This window comes from Proteus sp. STS61-E (genome assembly GCF_040932335.1).
Taxonomy (GTDB): domain Bacteria; phylum Pseudomonadota; class Gammaproteobacteria; order Enterobacterales; family Enterobacteriaceae; genus Proteus; species Proteus mirabilis_B.
Genome location: NZ_JBFQGE010000007.1, coordinates 18880 through 38153 on the forward strand (window position 1 = coordinate 18880; position 19274 = coordinate 38153).

Annotated in this window: 14 protein-coding genes; 8 read left to right on the forward strand and 6 right to left on the reverse strand. The window is 39.5% G+C overall.

Annotation, left to right across the window (positions count from 1 at the left end; genetic code table 11):
• Window positions 1-26: 26 nt before the first annotated feature.
• Complete coding sequence (gene mrcA, locus AB4J89_RS15205; protein ID WP_270756979.1) at window positions 27-2561, forward strand: peptidoglycan glycosyltransferase/peptidoglycan DD-transpeptidase MrcA; 2535 nt, start codon at window positions 27-29, stop codon at window positions 2559-2561.
• Between the two features lie 46 nt (window positions 2562-2607).
• On the opposite strand, the gene nudE is transcribed toward mrcA, so the two are convergent.
• Window positions 2608-3159, reverse strand: coding sequence for an ADP compounds hydrolase NudE (gene nudE, locus AB4J89_RS15210; protein WP_088494209.1), 552 nt, complete (start codon window positions 3157-3159; stop codon window positions 2608-2610).
• 353 nt (window positions 3160-3512) lie between these two features.
• On the opposite strand from nudE, the gene umoB reads away from it, so the two are divergent.
• From umoB to pckA, 4 genes are all read left to right on the forward strand, one after another.
• On the forward strand, window positions 3513-5621 hold the full coding sequence (gene umoB, locus AB4J89_RS15215) for a flagellar biogenesis regulator UmoB (RefSeq protein WP_088494210.1): 2109 nt from the start codon (window positions 3513-3515) through the stop codon (window positions 5619-5621).
• Window positions 5622-5692: 71 nt separating this feature from the next.
• Window positions 5693-6106 carry a ribosome-associated heat shock protein Hsp15 gene (gene hslR, locus AB4J89_RS15220; RefSeq protein WP_088494211.1) on the forward strand — a complete coding sequence of 138 codons (414 nt, stop codon included), beginning with the start codon at window positions 5693-5695 and terminating at the stop codon, window positions 6104-6106.
• A gap of 26 nt (window positions 6107-6132) precedes the next feature.
• Complete coding sequence (hslO, locus tag AB4J89_RS15225; RefSeq protein ID WP_368469806.1) at window positions 6133-7017, forward strand: Hsp33 family molecular chaperone HslO; 885 nt, start codon at window positions 6133-6135, stop codon at window positions 7015-7017.
• A gap of 204 nt (window positions 7018-7221) precedes the next feature.
• Window positions 7222-8841 carry a phosphoenolpyruvate carboxykinase (ATP) gene (pckA, locus tag AB4J89_RS15230; RefSeq protein WP_088494213.1) on the forward strand — a complete coding sequence of 540 codons (1620 nt, stop codon included), beginning with the start codon at window positions 7222-7224 and terminating at the stop codon, window positions 8839-8841.
• Window positions 8842-9031: 190 nt separating this feature from the next.
• Here the strand turns inward: pckA and AB4J89_RS15235 are convergent, their stop codons facing one another.
• Both AB4J89_RS15235 and AB4J89_RS15240 read right to left on the reverse strand, forming a co-directional pair.
• A complete protein-coding gene (locus AB4J89_RS15235; protein ID WP_088494214.1) occupies window positions 9032-9733 on the reverse strand; it encodes a pirin family protein in 702 nt (233 codons plus the stop codon).
• A gap of 603 nt (window positions 9734-10336) precedes the next feature.
• Window positions 10337-11551 carry an NAD(P)/FAD-dependent oxidoreductase gene (locus tag AB4J89_RS15240; RefSeq protein ID WP_368469809.1) on the reverse strand — a complete coding sequence of 405 codons (1215 nt, stop codon included), beginning with the start codon at window positions 11549-11551 and terminating at the stop codon, window positions 10337-10339.
• A gap of 309 nt (window positions 11552-11860) precedes the next feature.
• Here AB4J89_RS15240 and pitA point away from each other — a divergent pair, with 309 nt between their 5' ends.
• Window positions 11861-13360 (forward strand): inorganic phosphate transporter PitA, encoded by a 1500-nt coding sequence (gene pitA / locus AB4J89_RS15245; RefSeq protein WP_368469811.1) that lies wholly within the window; start codon window positions 11861-11863, stop codon window positions 13358-13360.
• A 67-nt stretch (window positions 13361-13427) separates the two neighbouring features.
• On the opposite strand, the gene uspB is transcribed toward pitA, so the two are convergent.
• On the reverse strand, window positions 13428-13760 hold the full coding sequence (gene uspB / locus AB4J89_RS15250; protein WP_075672586.1) for a universal stress protein UspB: 333 nt from the start codon (window positions 13758-13760) through the stop codon (window positions 13428-13430).
• A 406-nt stretch (window positions 13761-14166) separates the two neighbouring features.
• Between uspB and uspA the strand changes: the two genes are divergently transcribed.
• Window positions 14167-14598, forward strand: coding sequence for a universal stress protein UspA (uspA, locus tag AB4J89_RS15255; protein ID WP_023583131.1), 432 nt, complete (start codon window positions 14167-14169; stop codon window positions 14596-14598).
• A 255-nt stretch (window positions 14599-14853) separates the two neighbouring features.
• Window positions 14854-16194 carry an NADP-specific glutamate dehydrogenase gene (gene gdhA / locus AB4J89_RS15260; RefSeq protein ID WP_088494217.1) on the forward strand — a complete coding sequence of 447 codons (1341 nt, stop codon included), beginning with the start codon at window positions 14854-14856 and terminating at the stop codon, window positions 16192-16194.
• Between the two features lie 75 nt (window positions 16195-16269).
• On the opposite strand, the gene rsmJ is transcribed toward gdhA, so the two are convergent.
• Window positions 16270-17016, reverse strand: coding sequence for a 16S rRNA (guanine(1516)-N(2))-methyltransferase RsmJ (gene rsmJ / locus AB4J89_RS15265; protein WP_088494218.1), 747 nt, complete (start codon window positions 17014-17016; stop codon window positions 16270-16272).
• Window positions 17017-17019: 3 nt separating this feature from the next.
• Entirely contained in the window at window positions 17020-19062 is a 2043-nt protein-coding gene (prlC, locus tag AB4J89_RS15270) for an oligopeptidase A (protein WP_088494219.1), read from the reverse strand.
• Window positions 19063-19274: the final 212 nt, after the last annotated feature.

Sequence of the window (19274 nt, forward strand, 5' to 3'; positions counted from 1 at the left end):
AATTCACACTACATGGGAAATTTAAGGTGAAGTTCTTAAAATATTTTTTCATCTTCGTTTTTGCTTGCATAATTTTGGGAGCAGCCTCGATATACGGTATGTATAAGTATGTTGAGCCTCAGTTACCCGATGTCGCGACATTAAAAGATGTTCGTTTACAAACCCCTATGCAGGTATTTAGTGCAGACGGAGAGTTGATCGCGCAATACGGTGAAAAACGTCGTTTACCGCTAACATTGGAGGAGATGCCTCCTCAACTTATTAATGCCTTTATTGCAACAGAAGATACGCGTTTTCGTGAGCATCACGGTATTGACCCTATTGGGATCTCGCGTGCTGTTGTCGTGGCATTAACATCAGGACAGGCCTCTCAAGGTGCAAGTACCATCACGCAACAATTAGCTCGAAATTTCTTTTTAACACCTGAAAAGAAATTAATGCGAAAAATTAAAGAAGCCTTTTTGGCGATCCGCATTGAGAAAGAGCTTACTAAAGATGAAATTTTAGCGCTGTATCTAAATAAAATTTATCTAGGTAACCGTGCTTACGGTGTGGGTGCTGCGGCTTATGTTTACTTTGGTAAGAGTGTTCATGAGCTTAGCCTAAATGAAATGGCAGTGATTGCTGGTTTACCAAAAGCACCGTCAACACTTAACCCGCTCTATTCTTATGATCGTGCTTTAAAACGTCGTAATGTCGTTTTACAGCGTATGTATGAAGAGAACTATATCACTCGTGCACAGTATGAAAGTGCAAGAGCAGAGCCGATAGTTGCTAAATACCATGCACCGCAAATTGATTTCTCCGCACCTTATCTAACAGAGATGGTGAGAATGGAGATGTATGAGCGCTATGGTGAAAATGCTTACACCGATGGCTATAAAATCTACACTACGGTTGTTCGTAAAGATCAACTAGCAGCAGAAAAAGCGTTGCGTGACAATGTTATCGACTACGATATGCGTCATGGTTACCGAGGTGCTCAAGAAGTTTTATGGAGTGAAGGGCAAACGCCATGGGATAATGAAGCTATCACCAAGAAATTAAAAGGAATTCAAACTTATGGTCCTTTAATTCCGGCGGTTGTGTTATCTGCGGATGCTAAAGAAGCCAAAGTTATCTTAAAAACGGGCGACAACATTACGCTAGATTTAAAAGCGGTTCGTTGGGCTCGTAAATTTATTTCTGACACTTCTCAAGGTGCAACACCGACAAAAGTTGATGCCGTTGTCCATGTTGGTGAGCAAATTTGGGTACGTCAAAATAACGAAAACAGTTGGGTATTAGCGCAACTTCCGGGTGTTAATGCAGCATTTGTTGCATTAGATCCAATCAATGGAGGGATTATTGCGCTTGTGGGTGGTTTTGATTTTGAGATCAGTAAATTTAACCGTGTTTCTCAATCTTTACGCCAAGTCGGTTCAAACATTAAACCTTTCTTATATGCTGCGGCGTTAGATAAAGGGTTGACGTTATCGACACTACTTAATGATTTACCTATTAGCCGTTGGGATGCTGGTGCAGGTACAGATTGGCGTCCTAAAAACTCACCGCCAACTTATGCTGGTCCTATTCGTTTACGCCAAGGTTTAGGTCAGTCTAAAAACGTAGTAATGGTACGAGCAATGCGCGCAATGGGGGTGGATTATGCCGCTGATTATCTATTGCGTTTTGGTTTCCCTAATCAAAATATTGATAGAACAGAATCTTTAGCATTAGGTTCACCATCATTTACACCAATGCAAATGGTACGAGGGTTTGCTGTTATGGCAAACGGCGGATATCTCATCGAGCCTTATTATATCCAACGTATTGAAAATGCTGATGGTGAAGAGCTGTTTACTGCAAAACCGAAAGTAGCTTGCCCAGATTGTACGGATATCCCTGTTATTTACGGCGATACAATGCGTTCTATTGCGTTATCAGATGACTATATGGAAAACGTTGCTCAATCTAATAAATCTCAGCCTGAAACAGCTGAGCCTGAAATTGAATTAGAGCAAGCACCATTAGCTGAAACTGTAAAAGAAAGCCCTTATGCACCACACGTTATCAGCACACCACTGGCTTACTTAATGCATGATGCATTAAGAACAAACCTTGTGGGTGAACCAGGATGGTCTGGTACTGGTTGGCGTGCTGTTCGTGATCTTAAACGCCAAGATATAGGTGGTAAGACAGGAACAACAAACAGCTCTAAAGATGCGTGGTTCTCTGGATATGGTGCCAATATTGTTGCCACTGCTTGGATTGGTTTTGATGATAGTAGCCGCAATTTAGGTCGAACTGCTGCTAGTGGCGGTGAAGCGGGTGCTAAAACAGCACAACCTATTTGGAACGACTTTATGAAAGTGGCTCTGGATGGTGTGCCAGTTAATATGATGCCTGCACCAAAAGGTGTCGTCGCTGTTCAAATTGATAGAAGAACAGGAAAGCTGGCAGGTGATGGCTCTTCAATGAAAGAATATTTTATTGATGGGACTCAACCGACAGAAAGAGCAAAAAATGAAGTAGGAACACAGATTTTTGAGGATAATGGCGAGTCTAACGAGTTATTCTAATTAATCGAAAATAAAAACCGGATGTCAAAGTCCGGTTTTTTATTATCTACTTATTTTGTAATAGATAGCGATGGGCTAAGAAGAGAGCACTGACGCTACGAGCTTCTGTGAAGTCAGGATGGTCGAGTAAATCCATCATTTTTGCGATAGGCCAACGTATTTGGAACAGTGGTTCAGGTTCATCACCTTCAAGTTGTTCTGGATAAAGGTCATGCGCAATAACAATGTTCATTTTGCTAGAAAAGTAAGACGGTGCCATAGAAAGCTTTGCAAGTTCTATTAATGAATGGGCACCATAGCCAATTTCTTCTTTTAGTTCGCGGTTTGCGGCTTGCAGGGCATTTTCACCGGGATCAATTGCGCCTTTGGGAAAACCAAAATCGTAATTTTCGATACCAACGGCGTATTCACGAATAAGAATAAGATTGTCATCAATGATAGGAACAATCATAACGGCTTCACGATTAGCCGGTTTCATTCGCTCATAAGTACGTTTTTCTCCGTTACTAAACTCCAGATTAACGGATTGGATCTGAAATAATCGAGAACGGGCGATGTTATCAACGTTTAATATATTGGGTTTTTTAAGTTCTTTCATAACAGTCCCTGGCAGAATAGAGATTAACCTGAATTTAACACATTAATGACAAAATAAATCTAACAATTAGATTTAGCTTTTAAAGGAAAATTGAGTACACTCCGCTATCCAACCTAGTTATTTATTGATTTTTTGAGAATATTATTATTTATTGATTCGCTATTTTACCTGAAGATAGCGTTGTTAGCGGATATAAACTTGATAAGAGATATAAATTATAACGCGACAGCAAAAATATAATCTATTGTATTTAAATAAAAAATAGAACAAAAGAATAGGAATTGCCTTATGTTAGGCAGGGTTTTAAATTTGTTATTGTTACTACGCAGCATCAGTATAAGCATGGGGAAAAAATGAGATTATCAGTCATTATATTGGCTATCTTGATGATAAGCCTATTTATAATGGCCGCCTTTCTATTCTTTAAAAGAAGGCGGCTTGATGGCTCACATCATCTCCCATCCCTCGCTAAACCTACTTATCGCAAGCTCACTTCTGATGACTATGGGCTTATTAGTGATTATTTATCTTATTTTGGTACCTCTGATTTCTCTTCTGGCTATTCATTACAAAACTTCCCCGAGATGCCAGTTAAAGGCGAAGTCGTTACTACATTAAGAAATATCGTTAATCGCTTTGCGGGTTCTAGTGAAGGATTAAATCATTGGCGTTACTATATTGATGCTGTTGAAATTCATATTCCCCCACTGCTTGTTCCTTATCTTCAGCAAGAAAACGTTCTTGATGTTGTCTGCACCCCCTCGATCCCCATCGTTGTGGGTGTGAATGGTCATTTCTTAAAAGATGAAAAAATTCATTTTTCTGCTTTAAGTTTAAAGCAGCTTTCTGAGCCAATATTGGCAAATGGTTCATCAACAATTCAAAAGAATGAAGGTGATGCGGCTCACTTATTACAAATCCGAGAAGAAACAAACGAAGAATATCGATTACATAACTCATCTGGTTTTTGGGATGGCTCTTTTATTTGTATAGGGTTTACGTTGTGCCTAACAGCCTTAATGATGCCTCAAGTTTTTCTTCCTTGGATACTAGCGACCGGTAGTGCTTTTCTTGCTATTGGTGTTTTTCTGATCCACAACCCTTTGATCAAACCTCGTAAACAAGAAATCCACTGCTTTAAAGGACGTTTAAAGCGCTGGGGGCTTTTTGGTAACTTTGATCATGGGCAGGTAAAAAATGTTTCTTTAGGGGGGATTGATCTCATTTATCCGCCTCATTGGGAGCCTTATATTCAAAGCGATATTGATAAGGTGACTTATTTAGAAATGTACCCAAGTCATCATGTTGTAAAGCAAGGAAATTACCTTTCATTGCATGATGAAGAAAAAAATTATCCATATAAACGCTATATTAAAAATATTATCTTCGTTTTCTGGAGCCTGTTTATTATTGGCATGTTGTATCTCTATCAGCCTCTTTCTCTTTCAATGAAGCTCAGTTTTTCATGGCTTAAAGATACAGAACCTCACTTAGTCACCAATTTTACCGAGTTGGAAACAACTGATTTGCATGTCGGAGATATTATTCAAGCGAAAGGGGTTGGGATGTGTTACATGCCACCTAATTTATCAAGTAAGAATAATAAAACGATTTTTGCACCTTTTGATTGTTCGGGAATTTACTGGAATAACAGTAATCCAATGCCAATGCCTGAATCGAGCACGATAGAAAAAGCTGCTGCTTTATTGCATATGGTTGAAGAGCAATTACATCCTGTTTCTAATAACCGAGTTAACCCAAGTTTAGGGCAAGCTATTACTAAATCTGGGATGAACCTATTAGATAATTTTGATGGCATTGTGTTGAAAACACAGGATTTATGCCCAAGAGAAAACGAGTGTATTCGCCTTAAAATGGCGCTAGTAAACTTAAGTAATGTCAATGATTGGGCTGCATTAGTTCAACGAGCTGAAAGTGGTAAATTAACTGGAACCAATGTTTTATTGCGTGCAGTAAGTGCTGAGGCCTTGGAAAAGCTTATCGACACCACCACATCTTCTTTTATCTACCGAGAAATAGATAAAGCCGCAATACTGTTAAACAGTCCTCCTCCGGGTGGTGTGCTGTTAATCAGTGATGAAAGAAAACAGCTTGTTGATTACGCTTCAAGTTCAAACTCTGTGTTTGAACCTACTCCGTTAGAACAGTGGCGAGAACTACAACGTTTATCTGATATTTTATTGCATACACCTTTTGATACAGGTGGGGTAATAACTGGCATGGTTGTTGATGCGAATGGTACGTTACAGATATTTTTACATAGCCTGCCAGATTCAATGACGATGTTATATTACATCGGGAATACGTTATTATTGTTTATCGCTATTGGGTTCTTAATATTGAACCTATTTCTTATCATCCGGCGTCGGCGACAAAACAACCAACGCATGAATAAAATCAGTCTCTACTATGAGCACTGTTTTTATCGCCCTCCTCAGTAAGTCCCTTGTTGTGGAAGGCTATGTGTTTACACTATCGCCTTCATAAAGAAGTTGAAGTTAAGGAGAAAGGGATGAGTCAACCATCGCAAGAAAGTGGCGTCCGTTTAGATAAATGGCTCTGGGCTGCACGTTTCTATAAAACACGCGCTATTGCTCGCACAATGATTGAAGGTGGTAAAGTTCACTACAATGGTGTGAGAGGCAAGCCAAGTAAAACCGTTGAAGAGGGCGCTGAAATACGTCTACGACAAGGTAATGATGAACGGACGGTAACCATTCTTATGGTAAGTTCACAGCGACAAGGTGCTACGCAAGCACAAGCACTTTATTGTGAAACACCAGAGAGTATTGCTAAAAGAGAAAAAATTGCTCTAGCAAGAAAAATGAATGCGTTAACAATGCCTCATCCTGAACGTCGTCCCGATAAAAAGGAAAGACGCACCTTACTTCGCTTCAAACAGACAAATTTACAAGAATCGGATTAACCGATTCCCTGAAATGAGAGAAAATCATGTCTAAAAAAGACTCTTTATCACGTTTTTTATTTGAAAAAAACGCGGTACGTGGCGAATTGGTCAATGTGACTGAAACCTATCAATCAATGCTTGAAAATCACCATTATCCTGAGCCAGTTCAACACCTTCTGGGGGATTTGCTGGTGGCTACCAGTTTGTTAACAGCTACGCTTAAATTTGAAGGCGATATTACGGTTCAAATACAAGGTGATGGTCCTGTGCGACTGGCAGTGATCAATGGAAATAACAATCAACAAATGCGTGGTGTTGCGCGTATTGGGGATGATGTTAAAGCAGGTAGTAGCTTAAAAGAGATGATCGGGAATGGTTTTATGGTTATCACGGTAACACCTGAGAAAGGTGAACGTTATCAAGGGATTGTTGCTCTTGATGGCGAAACTATCGAAGCCTGTATTGATAACTACTTTAAGCAATCAGAACAGTTACCTACACGCGTATTTATTCGCAGTGGTACGCAAGCAGGAAAACCAGCCGCAGCGGGTATGTTATTACAAGTATTGCCAGCATCAGAAGAGTTCACCGCAGAACATACGGCTGAACATTTTGAATTGCTCACACAGTTAACACATACAATCAAGGCTGAAGAGCTATTTACGCTAGATACTAAAGAGATCTTACATCGCTTATATCACGAAGAAGATGTCACTCTTTATGATCCTCAAGTTGTTGAATTCCATTGCACTTGTTCGCGAGAACGTTGTGAAAATACATTAGTAACATTGTCGAAAGAAGATGTGAACCACCTGTTGCAAGAACAGGGGAATATTGATATGGAATGCGAATATTGTGGAATACATTACATCTTCACAGAGAATGATATTAATAATATCAATAAGTTGGGTGAATCTGAATTGCACTGATTCGATTTAGCAAGACCATTTTATCCAAAGGACGCTATTTTGCGTCCTTTTTTATTCAACAATATTTCTTTAGTTTTGTGCATTAGCTCTCGTTCTTAACATAAAAAAATTATAAATTTTCAAAATATTGATAACAATCGCTGTTAATTACTCGTAACACCTTAATATTATTCGTAGAAAGGTCTATTTATCAGGAGCGAAACTATGAGCGTTAAAGGTCTTACCCCTAAGGATCTCCAGCAGTACGGTATTAAGGACACGAGTGAAATCATTTATAACCCAAGCTACGAGCTGTTATTTAATGAAGAAACCAAGCCTGGATTAACAGGTTACGAGCGAGGCACTCTAACCTCGTTAGGCGCTATTGCCGTTGATACAGGTATATTTACTGGACGTTCTCCGAAAGATAAATACATTGTTCGTGATGATGTTACTCGTGACACCGTATGGTGGGCTGATCAGGGTAAAGGTAAGAACGATAATAAGCCACTTTCACAAGAAGTGTGGGCTGACTTAAAATCGTTAGTTACTAATCAGCTATCAGGCAAACGTTTGTTTGTTGTCGATGCGTTTTGTGGTGCGAATGCGGATACACGTTTAAAAGTGCGTTTTATCACAGAAGTTGCTTGGCAAGCGCATTTTGTTAAAAATATGTTTATTCGCCCTGAACAAGAAGAGCTGGAAAATTTCACACCAGACTTCATTGTGATGAACGGAGCGAAATGTACAAATCCAAATTGGAAGGCACAAGGTCTGAATTCAGAGAACTTCGTGGCTTTCAATTTAACTGAACGCATTCAGTTAATTGGTGGTACTTGGTACGGCGGTGAGATGAAGAAAGGTATGTTCTCTATGATGAACTACTTCCTTCCTCTTAAAGGTATGGCTTCTATGCACTGCTCCGCAAACGTTGGCGAAAGTGGTGATGTTGCTATTTTCTTTGGTCTATCTGGTACAGGTAAAACAACTCTTTCAACCGATCCTAAGCGTAAGCTAATTGGTGATGATGAACATGGTTGGGATGATGACGGTGTGTTTAACTTTGAGGGTGGCTGTTACGCAAAAACAATCCACTTATCAAAAGAAGCTGAACCCGATATCTATGGTGCAATTAAACGCGATGCACTATTAGAAAACGTGGTTGTGTTATCTGACGGCTCTGTTGATTTCGATGATGGCTCAAAAACAGAAAATACCCGTGTTTCTTATCCTATTTATCATATCGACAATATCGTTAAACCCGTTTCCAAAGCAGGTCACGCTAAGAAAGTCATTTTCTTAACAGCGGATGCTTTTGGTGTGTTACCTCCTGTTTCACGTTTAACACCAGAACAGACGCAATACCACTTTTTATCAGGTTTCACTGCTAAACTTGCGGGAACTGAACGTGGTGTGACAGAACCAACGCCAACATTCTCTGCTTGTTTTGGTGCAGCATTCTTATCTTTGCATCCAACACAGTACGCTGAAGTATTGGTAAAACGTATGCAAGCATCAGGTGCAAAAGCCTACTTGGTTAATACAGGTTGGAACGGTACAGGTAAGCGTATTTCAATTAAAGATACACGCGCGATTATTGATGCCATCTTAAATGGTGATATTGATAAAGCACCGATGAAAACATTACCAGTGTTTGATTTAGAGATCCCAACAGCATTGCCTGGTGTTAACAGCGAAATCTTAGATCCTCGTGATACTTATGCTGATAAAACACAATGGGATACTAAAGCAGACGATCTTGCCGATCGCTTTGTGAAAAACTTCGATAAGTATACGGATACCCCAGCAGGTCAAGCATTGACTAAAGTTGGGCCAAAACGTTAATTTTTATTAGTATAAAAACATGGTATGAATAAAAACACCAAACTCATAGGATGTGATTTTGGTGTTTTTTTTATTATTGAGATCTTTGAGATAAAAAAAATCCCTGAAATGCGAGAAGATTTCAGGGAATAGAAAAATAAAGTGAAATAGTTTATTAGAGAAAAAGTGGTTTTAGAGGGTGATAGCCCAACTATGCTGTTACAGGAGGTAAGTCAAACAGTAAGATTTCACTATCTTCATCACCAACGAAACGGATCATATCTTCATTAGCAATTGCCACACCATCACTGGTGGTCGCAATAATGTCATTAATCGTTATTTTACCTTTCACAACTTGTAGCCAAACATGGCGACCTGCTTCGGCTTTATATTGTGCTTCTTCACCTTTTTTCAGGTTCCAGCGCCATAACGTCATATCTTGGAAGACTTTTAAAGAGCCATCACGGGCATCTGGCGATAAAATAAGCTGTTTGTTTACTGTCGTATCAAAACGGCGTTGATCGTAACGTGGTGTGATACCGACGGTATTTGGCATAATCCAAATCTGGTAAAAATGCAGTCCTTTATCACTATTCGGATTATATTCTGAGTGAGTAATACCTGTACCTGCACTCATTATTTGAAACTCACCAGCCGGAACATTTTCTTTATTACCCATGCTGTCTTTATGCTCGATATTACCTTCAAGCACATAGGTTAAAATTTCCATATCTTTATGTGGATGAGTACCAAATCCTTCACCGGGTATGACGCGATCTTCATTAATAACTCGTAGTGCAGAAAATCCCATAAAGTCACGATCGTAATAATTTGCGAAAGAGAAGGTATGCCAGCTATCTAGCCAACCATGATTAGCGTGTCCTCTTTCATTTGCTTTGCGTAGATAAATCATAATGTGTTTCCTTCTCTGAAGTTGTTGAACACAGTTTACTCAATAGCGCAAAGTAAAAAAGCGGAGGAATTTAACCTGAGAATTCAAATAATTTGAATAAGAGGAAACAAAAACATCGAATAAGTTCTAGAAAAGAAAAAGCCAGCACCCGGCTGGCTAAAGTAAAACACTGGAAGCAATGTGAGCAATGTCGTTCTTTCATATGACCCTGAAGGTGGTGCATCTGAAAGTGTTATTGATGATAATAGTTCTCAGTATCATTTGTAAAGTCCTTTTTTTAAGCAAATTAGAAAAAAGAGCCAAAAAAGTCATAACTCACTGATTAACGAGTTATTTTATTTTAATAATTTTTTAAAACATTAATATAACCAAATAGTTAACAATATTCTTTATAGGGTCATTTATAGGAAAAAGAAGAGAAAATGCGGCATAAAACCAGAGAAAAGGAAAGGGTATAAGGTATTTTGGATCTCTACCAAGAAATACAAGAAGAAAAAGCCATCACTGATTGATGATGGCTGGTTTTTATTATGTATGACTTATAAGTTTAAAGAATTATAAAACCAATATTTATAACTTTAATATTTACAGATTTATTCATTATTACTCAACAAAAGTCGATTTGGATGTTGAGATAAGGCTCTGCGCACAGGCATAAGCTGAACTCCATGCCCACTGGAAGTTATATCCACCTAACCAACCCGTCACATCAACTACTTCTCCAATAAAATAGAGTCCTTTTACTTTTGTAGCTTCCATTGTTTTAGAGGAGAGGGTTCGAGTATCTACGCCACCCAGTGTGACTTCTGCGGTACGATATCCCTCCGTGCCATTGGGTTGAACTTGCCATTTTTGTAGTAACGTTGCAATTTGCGTAATACGTTCGTTACTAAGTTGAGTCAGAGAAATATCAGGTAACTGTTTATTTTCTATCATTATTTCAATAAAGCGCTTTGGTAATAAGCGAGAAAGCGTATTTTTTAATGATTGATTCGGATGCTCTTGACGTTTTTCTTGTAGAAAGCTTTCAAGATCAGTATTTGGAAGTAAGTTAATACTTACATACTCACCTGGTTGCCAATAACTAGAGATTTGCAAAATAGCCGGACCTGAAAGACCACGGTGAGTAAAAAGAATGTTCTCTTTAAAACTCGTCCCATTCTTTGCCGTCACAATAGCGGGTATAGCCACGCCAGATAGCTGGCTTAATTGCTCAAGTTGAGGTTTATGCAATGTAAAAGGAACCAATCCTGCACGTGTTGGTAAAACTGGAAGCCCAAATTGCTCTGCAACTTTATAGCCAAAAGGGGTGGCACCTAAACCGGGCATAGAAAGTCCGCCACTAGCAATAACCACCGAAGGCGTCGTAATAGTTTTTCCATCAACAAAAACAGCAAAGCCTACATCTGTTTTCTCTATTTGCGTGACTTCACTACGTAAGCGAACACTTACTTTCCCTTTTTGGCATTCAGTGAGTAATAAATCAACAATTTGTTGTGCTGAATCATCACAAAATAGCTGCCCTAGCGTTTTTTCATGGTAGGCAATGTTATGTTTTTGCACTAACTCAATAAAATCCCATTGTGTATAGCGAGCAAGTGCTGACTTACAGAAATGTGGATTCTCTGATAAGTATGCCGAAGGTTCGATATACATATTGGTGAAATTACAACGCCCACCACCTGACATTAGAATTTTACGGCCTGCTTTTTTACCATTATCAAGGACTAAAACAGATAATCCTGCTTGTCCTGCTAAAGACGCACAAAAAAGCCCCGCGGCACCTGCACCTATAATTACTGTATCGTATGATCCCACAATGATGTCTCGTTCTTGGTTTTCTCTGACTACTTAATCAATGATTTTCGCGTAAGATCAGAGTGTTTTTGTAAAATTATATGGAGAAATCTGCATTTTTCACCTAAATTCTTATTAGCAAGGAAAAAATTTGTCAGAAATTTACTTTTTTTTTATTTTTATTAATTAAATGATATATAAGGAATTATCTTAAAAAGGCTCTGATTTTCTTGGTTATCAAATCAAAAAAAGGTTAAATTTCGCTTCCACCGTTCGCATTTGTCGCTGATAATGCGCCGCGTTCATGTCCAACTAACTGGCTTAACGTCTATGCTACATTTGTTTACTGACCTAGAATTTCATACAGGTTTAATGTTGGTTTTAGCACTGTTATTTGTGCTATTTTATGAAGCTATTAACGGCTTCCATGATACCGCAAATGCGGTAGCAACTGTTATCTATACTCGTGCTATGCGTGCGCAATTTGCGGTCGTGATGGCGGGTGTATTTAACTTCCTTGGAGTTTTGCTCGGTGGATTGAGCGTAGCTTATGCTATCGTTCACTTGTTACCGACAGATCTTCTGCTGAATGTGAGCTCGGCTCATGGCCTTGCCATGGTCTTCTCGTTGCTGTTAGCCGCCATTATCTGGAACTTAGGTACATGGTATTTCGGTATTCCAGCATCAAGTTCACATACGCTGATAGGTGCTATCATTGGTATTGGTTTAACAAATGCTATCGTGACAGATTCGTCTATCGTTGACGCATTAAACATACCAAAAATGATCAGTATCTTCCTATCACTCATTCTTTCACCAATTATCGGCTTGGTTATTGCAGGCGCGATGATTTTCTTACTGCGCCGTTACTGGAGTGGTACGAAAAAACGTCGTCGTATTCACCTGACACCAGCTGAACGTGAGAAGCAAGATGGTAAGCGTAAGCCACCATTTTGGACTCGTACTGCACTGATTTTATCTGCAGTTGGGGTAAGTTTCTCTCATGGTGCAAATGATGGGCAGAAAGGTATCGGTCTTATCATGTTGGTATTAATTGGCGTGGCGCCTGCGGGCTTTGTCGTCAATATGAGTGCGAGCGGATACGATATCACCAAAACTCATGATGCAGTTGTACACTTACAACAATATTATGAGAAACACCAGCCAGCACTACAACATGCTATTGAGAATACACCAGTAGTACCAGCACAAGCTGATGCTAGTGATACAGATTTTCATTGTAATAGCGCAAGAACGCCAGTTGTTCTGAATCAAACAGAACAGATGCTTGCAGATATTAGCTCTTATGATGAGCTAACAGCAGACCAGCGTGCTCAAATGCGTCGATTACTTATGTGTATCGCTGATACCGCAACAGAAGTGGCTAAATTACCAGAAACTAGCGCCCAAGATGCACGGTTCTTAAAAACATTGAGTCGTGACCTGCTAAACACAGTAGAATATGCTCCGATTTGGATCATTATCGCAGTGGCATTAGCGCTCTCTATCGGGACAATGGTAGGTTGGAAACGCGTTGCAGTAACAATTGGTGAGAAGATTGGTAAAAAAGGTATGACTTACGCTCAAGGGGTTTCTGCTCAGGTAACAGCAGCAGTTTCCATTGGTGTAGCAAGTTATACGGGTATGCCTGTATCAACAACACAAGTTTTATCATCTGCAGTTGCAGGTACCATGATTGTTGATGGTGGTGGTGTTCAAACGAAGACAGTGAAAAATATTGCACTGGCTTGGATCTTAACATTACCAGTTAGCATTGGTTTATCAGGTTTACTTTATTGGATATCACTGACATTTATTGTGAATAGCTGATAACAGTAACTTACCCAAGTTTGTTTATAAACGGTGACTTTTAGTCACCGTTTTTTTGTTTTTGTCGCTACCAGAAAAGCATCGCAATTAAACTTGCGACAGCCAAAATACAAAAACGGCTAACAAGATAAAATTGCCGATAAATTCGCTCGCAACGCATAATAACTTCAGGATTATGATGGTTGATGTATTGGCGTTGGTTAATATAGCGGATAAGTCGTAACTGTTTTGAAAATTGCCCATGCATAGTAAAAAATCCATTGCCATCTACCGATTGGTAAAGCAAAGGATCAGATTGGCGCAATATGGTGAGTAATACCCGAATAGATGAGAAATAACGCACCATATTAATTAGGCAAAGAATACAGAGTGCCCAAAAGACTACAATGACATTAAACATAATCCCCTCCCTAGAATAATAGATTCTGAGATGAGAAAACCTTTACCAACAAAGGTTACTTTTTTCTCTAATTTAAGTTTAGGCGAAATTAAGCAATAAACAAAAGTGACTTTTTCAAGTTGTTTCCTTTTTCAGAAAAAAAGATAAAAAATAACTCTAAAAGGGTGTTTTTGTTGTTTTTTATACTCAATTCTCATTATTATGATGATATTGTCGGTGAATGACATCGTGCTAATCTAAAATGGTGTATATTGTTATTTATCGATAGATGCTTTCTTGATGAATTTGACATAAGTTGTGATCAAGACGACATCTAACTTTCATCTTAAAACGTTATATTTAATACATAGGATTTAGGCTTAACCGCCTTTCCAACCGATTAATCAGCTTATGGAAGGAGTTCACGATGGCTTATAAGCATATTCTAGTGGCAGTTGATTTATCCCCTGAGAGTAACGTCTTAGTACAGAAAGCTGTATCTATGGCAAAACCCTATAATGCCAAAGTTTCCTTAATTCACGTTGATGTTAACTACTCTGATCTTTATACCGGTCTAATTGATGTCAACCTCGGTGATATGCAACAACGTATTACTGATGAAACCCGTAACGCGTTAAAAGATCTCTCTGATAAATCAGGTTATGAAATTCAGGAAACCCTGAGTGGTAGCGGTGATTTAGGTCAAGTTCTGGTTGATGCGATTAAGAAATACGATATGGATTTAGTCGTTTGTGGCCATCACCAAGACTTCTGGAGCAAATTGATGTCATCAGCACGCCAACTAATTAATACTGTGCATGTTGATATGCTAATTGTTCCTCTGAAAGATGACGAATAATAATCGCTTGCTTGTTTAAGCAAAAAAAATGCCTGCTTATGCAGGTATTTTTTTGCCTAAAATTCCCATTTTTCCTGCTGTTAAATAGAGTCAACCTTTTTTTTTTGTCTAATTATGAAAAAAATGTCTTGAAGTGTGAATGTATTTTAATGATATATTCAAGAAGCAAAACAACATCAACCTCACAAAACCCAAAAATATTCCGAATAAATGAGGTTATGCCAACATCACATTACACAAAAAAGGAATAGCTGAATGAATATATCTGGCTCATTATCTTCGTTTTTAGAAGGGGTAGAAAAATATAACGCTCATCAGCCTGAGTATCATCAGGCGGTTCGTGAAGTTTTTACCACTTTGTGGCCTTTTTTAGAGAAAAATCCACAATATCGTGAACAATCATTACTTGAGCGCTTAGTTGAGCCTGAACGTATTATTCAGTTTCGCGTCTGTTGGTTAGATGATAAAGGGCAAGTGCAAGTTAACCGTGCATGGCGTATCCAATTTAACTCAGCCATTGGTCCTTACAAAGGTGGTATGCGTTTTCACCCATCAGTGAACCTTTCTATCCTAAAATTCTTAGGTTTTGAGCAAACATTTAAGAATGCATTAACTACATTGCCGATGGGAGGAGCCAAAGGGGGTTCTGATTTTAACCCTAAAGGCAAAAGTCATGGGGAAGTGATGCGTTTTTGTCAGGCATTAATGACTGAACTTTATCGCCATTTAGGCGCTAATACGGATGTTCCTGCCGGTGATATTGGTGTGGGTGCACGAGAAGTTGGCTTTATGGCAGGAATGATGAAAAAGCTGTCTAATAGCAATGAATGCGTCTTTACAGGTAAAGGCCTTTCATTCGGTGGTAGTTTAATCCGCCCAGAGGCTACTGGATACGGCTTAGTTTACTTTACTAATGCGATGCTTAAACGTCATGGTATGTCTCTTGAGGGAATGCGTGTGGCGGTTTCTGGTGCAGGTAATGTTGCGCAGTTCACTATCGAAAAATGTTTAGAGTTAGGTGCAAAAGTCATAACCGCATCAGATTCAGGCGGTACTGTGGTTGATGAAGCGGGATTTACTACTGAAAAACTAGCTCGTCTCACTGAAATTAAAAATAATTATGGTCGTGTTGAAGAGTACGCGAAAGAGTTTGGTTTAACGTATCTTGAAGGGCAACAACCTTGGGCTGTTTCTGTTGATATTGCTTTGCCTTGTGCGACACAAAATGAATTAGATTTAGAAGCAGCTAAAGTTCTTATCAAAAATGGTGTTAAAGCTGTTGCTGAAGGTGCGAATATGCCAACAACGATTGCAGCAACAGATGCCTTTATCGAAGCTGGTGTCCTTTTTGCACCAGGTAAAGCGGCTAATGCGGGTGGTGTTGCAACCTCTGGTTTAGAGATGGCGCAGAATGCGGCACGTTTAAGCTGGAAAGCAGAGAAAGTGGATGCTCGCTTACATCACATCATGTTAGATATTCACCATGCTTGTGTTAATTACGGTGGTGAAGGTAAGCAGACTAATTATATTCAAGGCGCAAACATTGCAGGCTTTGTTAAAGTCGCTGATGCAATGCTGGCACAAGGCGTACTGTAAATTTCATTGATTCTGAACGGGTGTTTAACACCCGTCAGATTTCAGACCAAATTCTTTTCCCTTATATGTAAGTGTTTACACACAAGGGTAAATATCAAAACGGTGATTTTTGGTTGTTACATTGGCATGTGCAGGCTGATTATTTAATGGCTCTGCATAATCGGGTCGTTTTACGACGACACGTTTTTTCGCCAAAGTGATTGCGGGTTCGAGTAATGCATCAGCATCTTCATCTGCACCGACTAAAGACTGAAACACTCGCATCTCTTTTTTTACTAATGCGCTTTTCGTCTTATGTGGATACATCGGATCAAGATAGACGACATCTGGAGGCGGTGTGATCTCAGCCAGTGCTTGGGCTGAAGAGGCATGAATTAACGTCATTCTCTCTTGCATCCATTCGCCAATATCCGCATCAAGATAAGCTCGCTTTAGGCCATCTTCAAGTAATGCAGCAACGACGGGATGGCGCTCTACCATTCTAACTTTGCAACCAATAGACGCTAATACAAATGCATCTCGACCAAGTCCTGCTGTCGCATCAACAACATCAGGTAGATAGTCTTTTTTTATCCCGACAGCTTTTGCCACTGCCTCACCTCGACCACCGCCAAATTTACGACGATGTGCCATTGTGCCCTCTACGAAATCCACATAGATGCCACCTAATTTTGGTTCATCTTGTTTGCGTAATTCAAGGTGAGTAGGCGTTAATACTAAAGCCATGATCTGCGTTTCGTCGTGAACTAGTCCCCAACGTTGCGCTAAATCAGATAAGGCGCTGTTATCAGCGCCTTCTTCACAAAGTAAACAGATATTCACATATCATCCTTTAATGCCGTAGCCTTTGAGCATAGCATCAAGTTTTGGCTCACGGCCACGGAAGCGTTTGAACAGCTCCATTGGCTCTTCTGAACCACCACGAGTTAAAATATTATCAAGGAATGATTGACCCGTTTCGCGGTTAAAAATACCTTCTTCAGAGAAGCGAGAGAAGGCATCAGCCGCCAGGACATCCGCCCATAGATAGCTGTAATAACCTGCAGCATAGCCACCGGCAAAGATATGGCTAAAGGCATGAGGGAATCGTGCCCACGGTGTTGAAGGAACAACAGAAACTTGCTCTTTCACACTGGTTAAGGTTTCCATCACGCGAGCTCCCTTAGCGGGATCATATTCAGCATGTAAACGGAAATCAAACAGACCAAATTCTAATTGGCGTAATACAAACATTGCTGACTGATAATTTTTTGCTTTAAGCATATTATCAAGCATTGCCTGTGGTAATGGTTCGCCAGTTTCATAATGACCAGAAATAAAGGCTAACGCTTCTGGCTCCCAGCACCAGTTTTCCATAAATTGGCTTGGTAATTCAACGGCATCCCAAGGCACGCCATTAATACCTGCAACATCAGCGGTATCAATTTGCGTTAACATGTGGTGTAAGCCATGACCAAACTCATGGAACAGTGTGGTGACTTCATTATGAGTAAACAGTGCAGGTTTATCACCTACAGGTTTATTGAAGTTACAAGTGAGATAAGCAACAGGGTTTTGTAGCTTGCCATCTGCATGACGCATTCTTCCCATGCAATCATCCATCCAAGCACCGCCACGTTTGTGTTCACGTGCATATAAATCAAGATAGAAGCTACCGCGTAAGGTGTTGCTTTCATCATAAAGCTCAAAGAAACGGACATCATCATGCCAAGTGTCGATGTCGTTACGCTCTTTGGCTGTTAAACCATAGATACGATGAACAACTTCAAATAAGCCACTTAAAGCACGTTGTTCTGGGAAGTAAGGACGTAGTTGCTCATCATCGATTGAGAATAGGTGTTGTTTCTGTTTTTCGCTGTAGTAAGCCAGATCCCATGACTCTAATTTATCAACGCCATAGTGTTCTTTTGCAAATTGAGTGAGTTCAGCTAACTCTTCTTCACCTTGCGGATGAGCTCGTTGTGCTAAGTCAGTTAAAAAGCTAAGGACTTGCTCTGGAGACTCAGCCATTTTAGTTGCAAGTGACTTTTCAGCGTAATTTTTAAAACCAAGCAATTGAGCGAGTTCGTGGCGTAGTGCGAGGATCTCGGCAATAATTTCGCTATTATCCCACTGACCTGCATTTGGACCTTGATCAGAGGCTCGCGTACTATAAGCGATGCTCATCTCTTTTCTAAGTTCACGATTATCTGCGTATGTCATGACAGGAAGGTAGCTTGGCATATCAAGTGTCAACAGATAGCCGTCTTGCTCTTTTGCTTGTGCGATAGCTTTTGCTGCATCAATAGCACTTTGAGGCATACCTGATAAATCTTTTACATCAGTAATTAATTTAGACCAACCCATTGTGGCATCTAATACATTATTACCGTATTTCGCACCTAATTCAGACATACGTGCGCTGATTTCACCAAAACGCTGTTGTTTCTCTTTTGGTAAACCGATACCCGATAATTCAAAGTCACGTAATGCGTTTTCAACCGCTTTTTTCTGTGGTTGAGTTAACGCATTAAAATCAGCACTTTCTTTAATTGATTTATAAGCTTGATATAAGCCTTCGTGCTGCCCCATCCATGTACTGAATTCAGATAGCAACGGTAAACTCTGCTCATACGCTTCACGTAGTTCAGCACAGTTTTTAACAGAATTTAAATGGCTAACAGGGGACCAAACACGAGAAAGTTTATCACCTGCTTCTGCCAATGGTTGGCAAAGGTTATCCCAGTTAAACTGAGTATTATCAGCCAGTAATTTTTCAACTGTTTCACGATATGCGGTTAAAACTTCTTTTAGTGCAGGAACAACATGTTCTGGTTTGATAAGGGAAAATGCAGGTAATCCCGTTGTGCTAAGTAATGGATTTGACATAAAAAACATCCTGTATTTTGGTTTGCAGTGACGTAAAACACACCACTGAGTTTATTCGTTATAGATAGTAAGATGAGGATGAAACTGTATAAGTTCAATAGTATCGCGGTAATTATCGGAGGTTTTACTCAAAAACGGGATTATTTTATTTGAAAGGGGTTTTATTGATTTGATGCACTTGGGATTAAAAATAATTCAGCGTATAATCATCC

Excerpts from the sequence above, each read along its gene's own strand:
- nudE (WP_088494209.1), bottom strand. The coding sequence starts at position 3,159 with ATGAAAGAACTTAAAAAACCCAATATATTAAACGTTGATAACATCGCC.
- umoB (WP_088494210.1), top strand. The coding sequence starts at position 3,513 with ATGAGATTATCAGTCATTATATTGGCTATCTTGATGATAAGCCTATTT.
- hslR (WP_088494211.1), top strand. The coding sequence starts at position 5,693 with ATGAGTCAACCATCGCAAGAAAGTGGCGTCCGTTTAGATAAATGGCTC.
- hslO (WP_368469806.1), top strand. The coding sequence starts at position 6,133 with ATGTCTAAAAAAGACTCTTTATCACGTTTTTTATTTGAAAAAAACGCG.
- pckA (WP_088494213.1), top strand. The coding sequence starts at position 7,222 with ATGAGCGTTAAAGGTCTTACCCCTAAGGATCTCCAGCAGTACGGTATT.
- AB4J89_RS15235 (WP_088494214.1), bottom strand. The coding sequence starts at position 9,733 with ATGATTTATCTACGCAAAGCAAATGAAAGAGGACACGCTAATCATGGT.
- pitA (WP_368469811.1), top strand. The coding sequence starts at position 11,861 with ATGCTACATTTGTTTACTGACCTAGAATTTCATACAGGTTTAATGTTG.
- uspB (WP_075672586.1), bottom strand. The coding sequence starts at position 13,760 with ATGTTTAATGTCATTGTAGTCTTTTGGGCACTCTGTATTCTTTGCCTA.
- uspA (WP_023583131.1), top strand. The coding sequence starts at position 14,167 with ATGGCTTATAAGCATATTCTAGTGGCAGTTGATTTATCCCCTGAGAGT.
- gdhA (WP_088494217.1), top strand. The coding sequence starts at position 14,854 with ATGAATATATCTGGCTCATTATCTTCGTTTTTAGAAGGGGTAGAAAAA.
- prlC (WP_088494219.1), bottom strand. The coding sequence starts at position 19,062 with ATGTCAAATCCATTACTTAGCACAACGGGATTACCTGCATTTTCCCTT.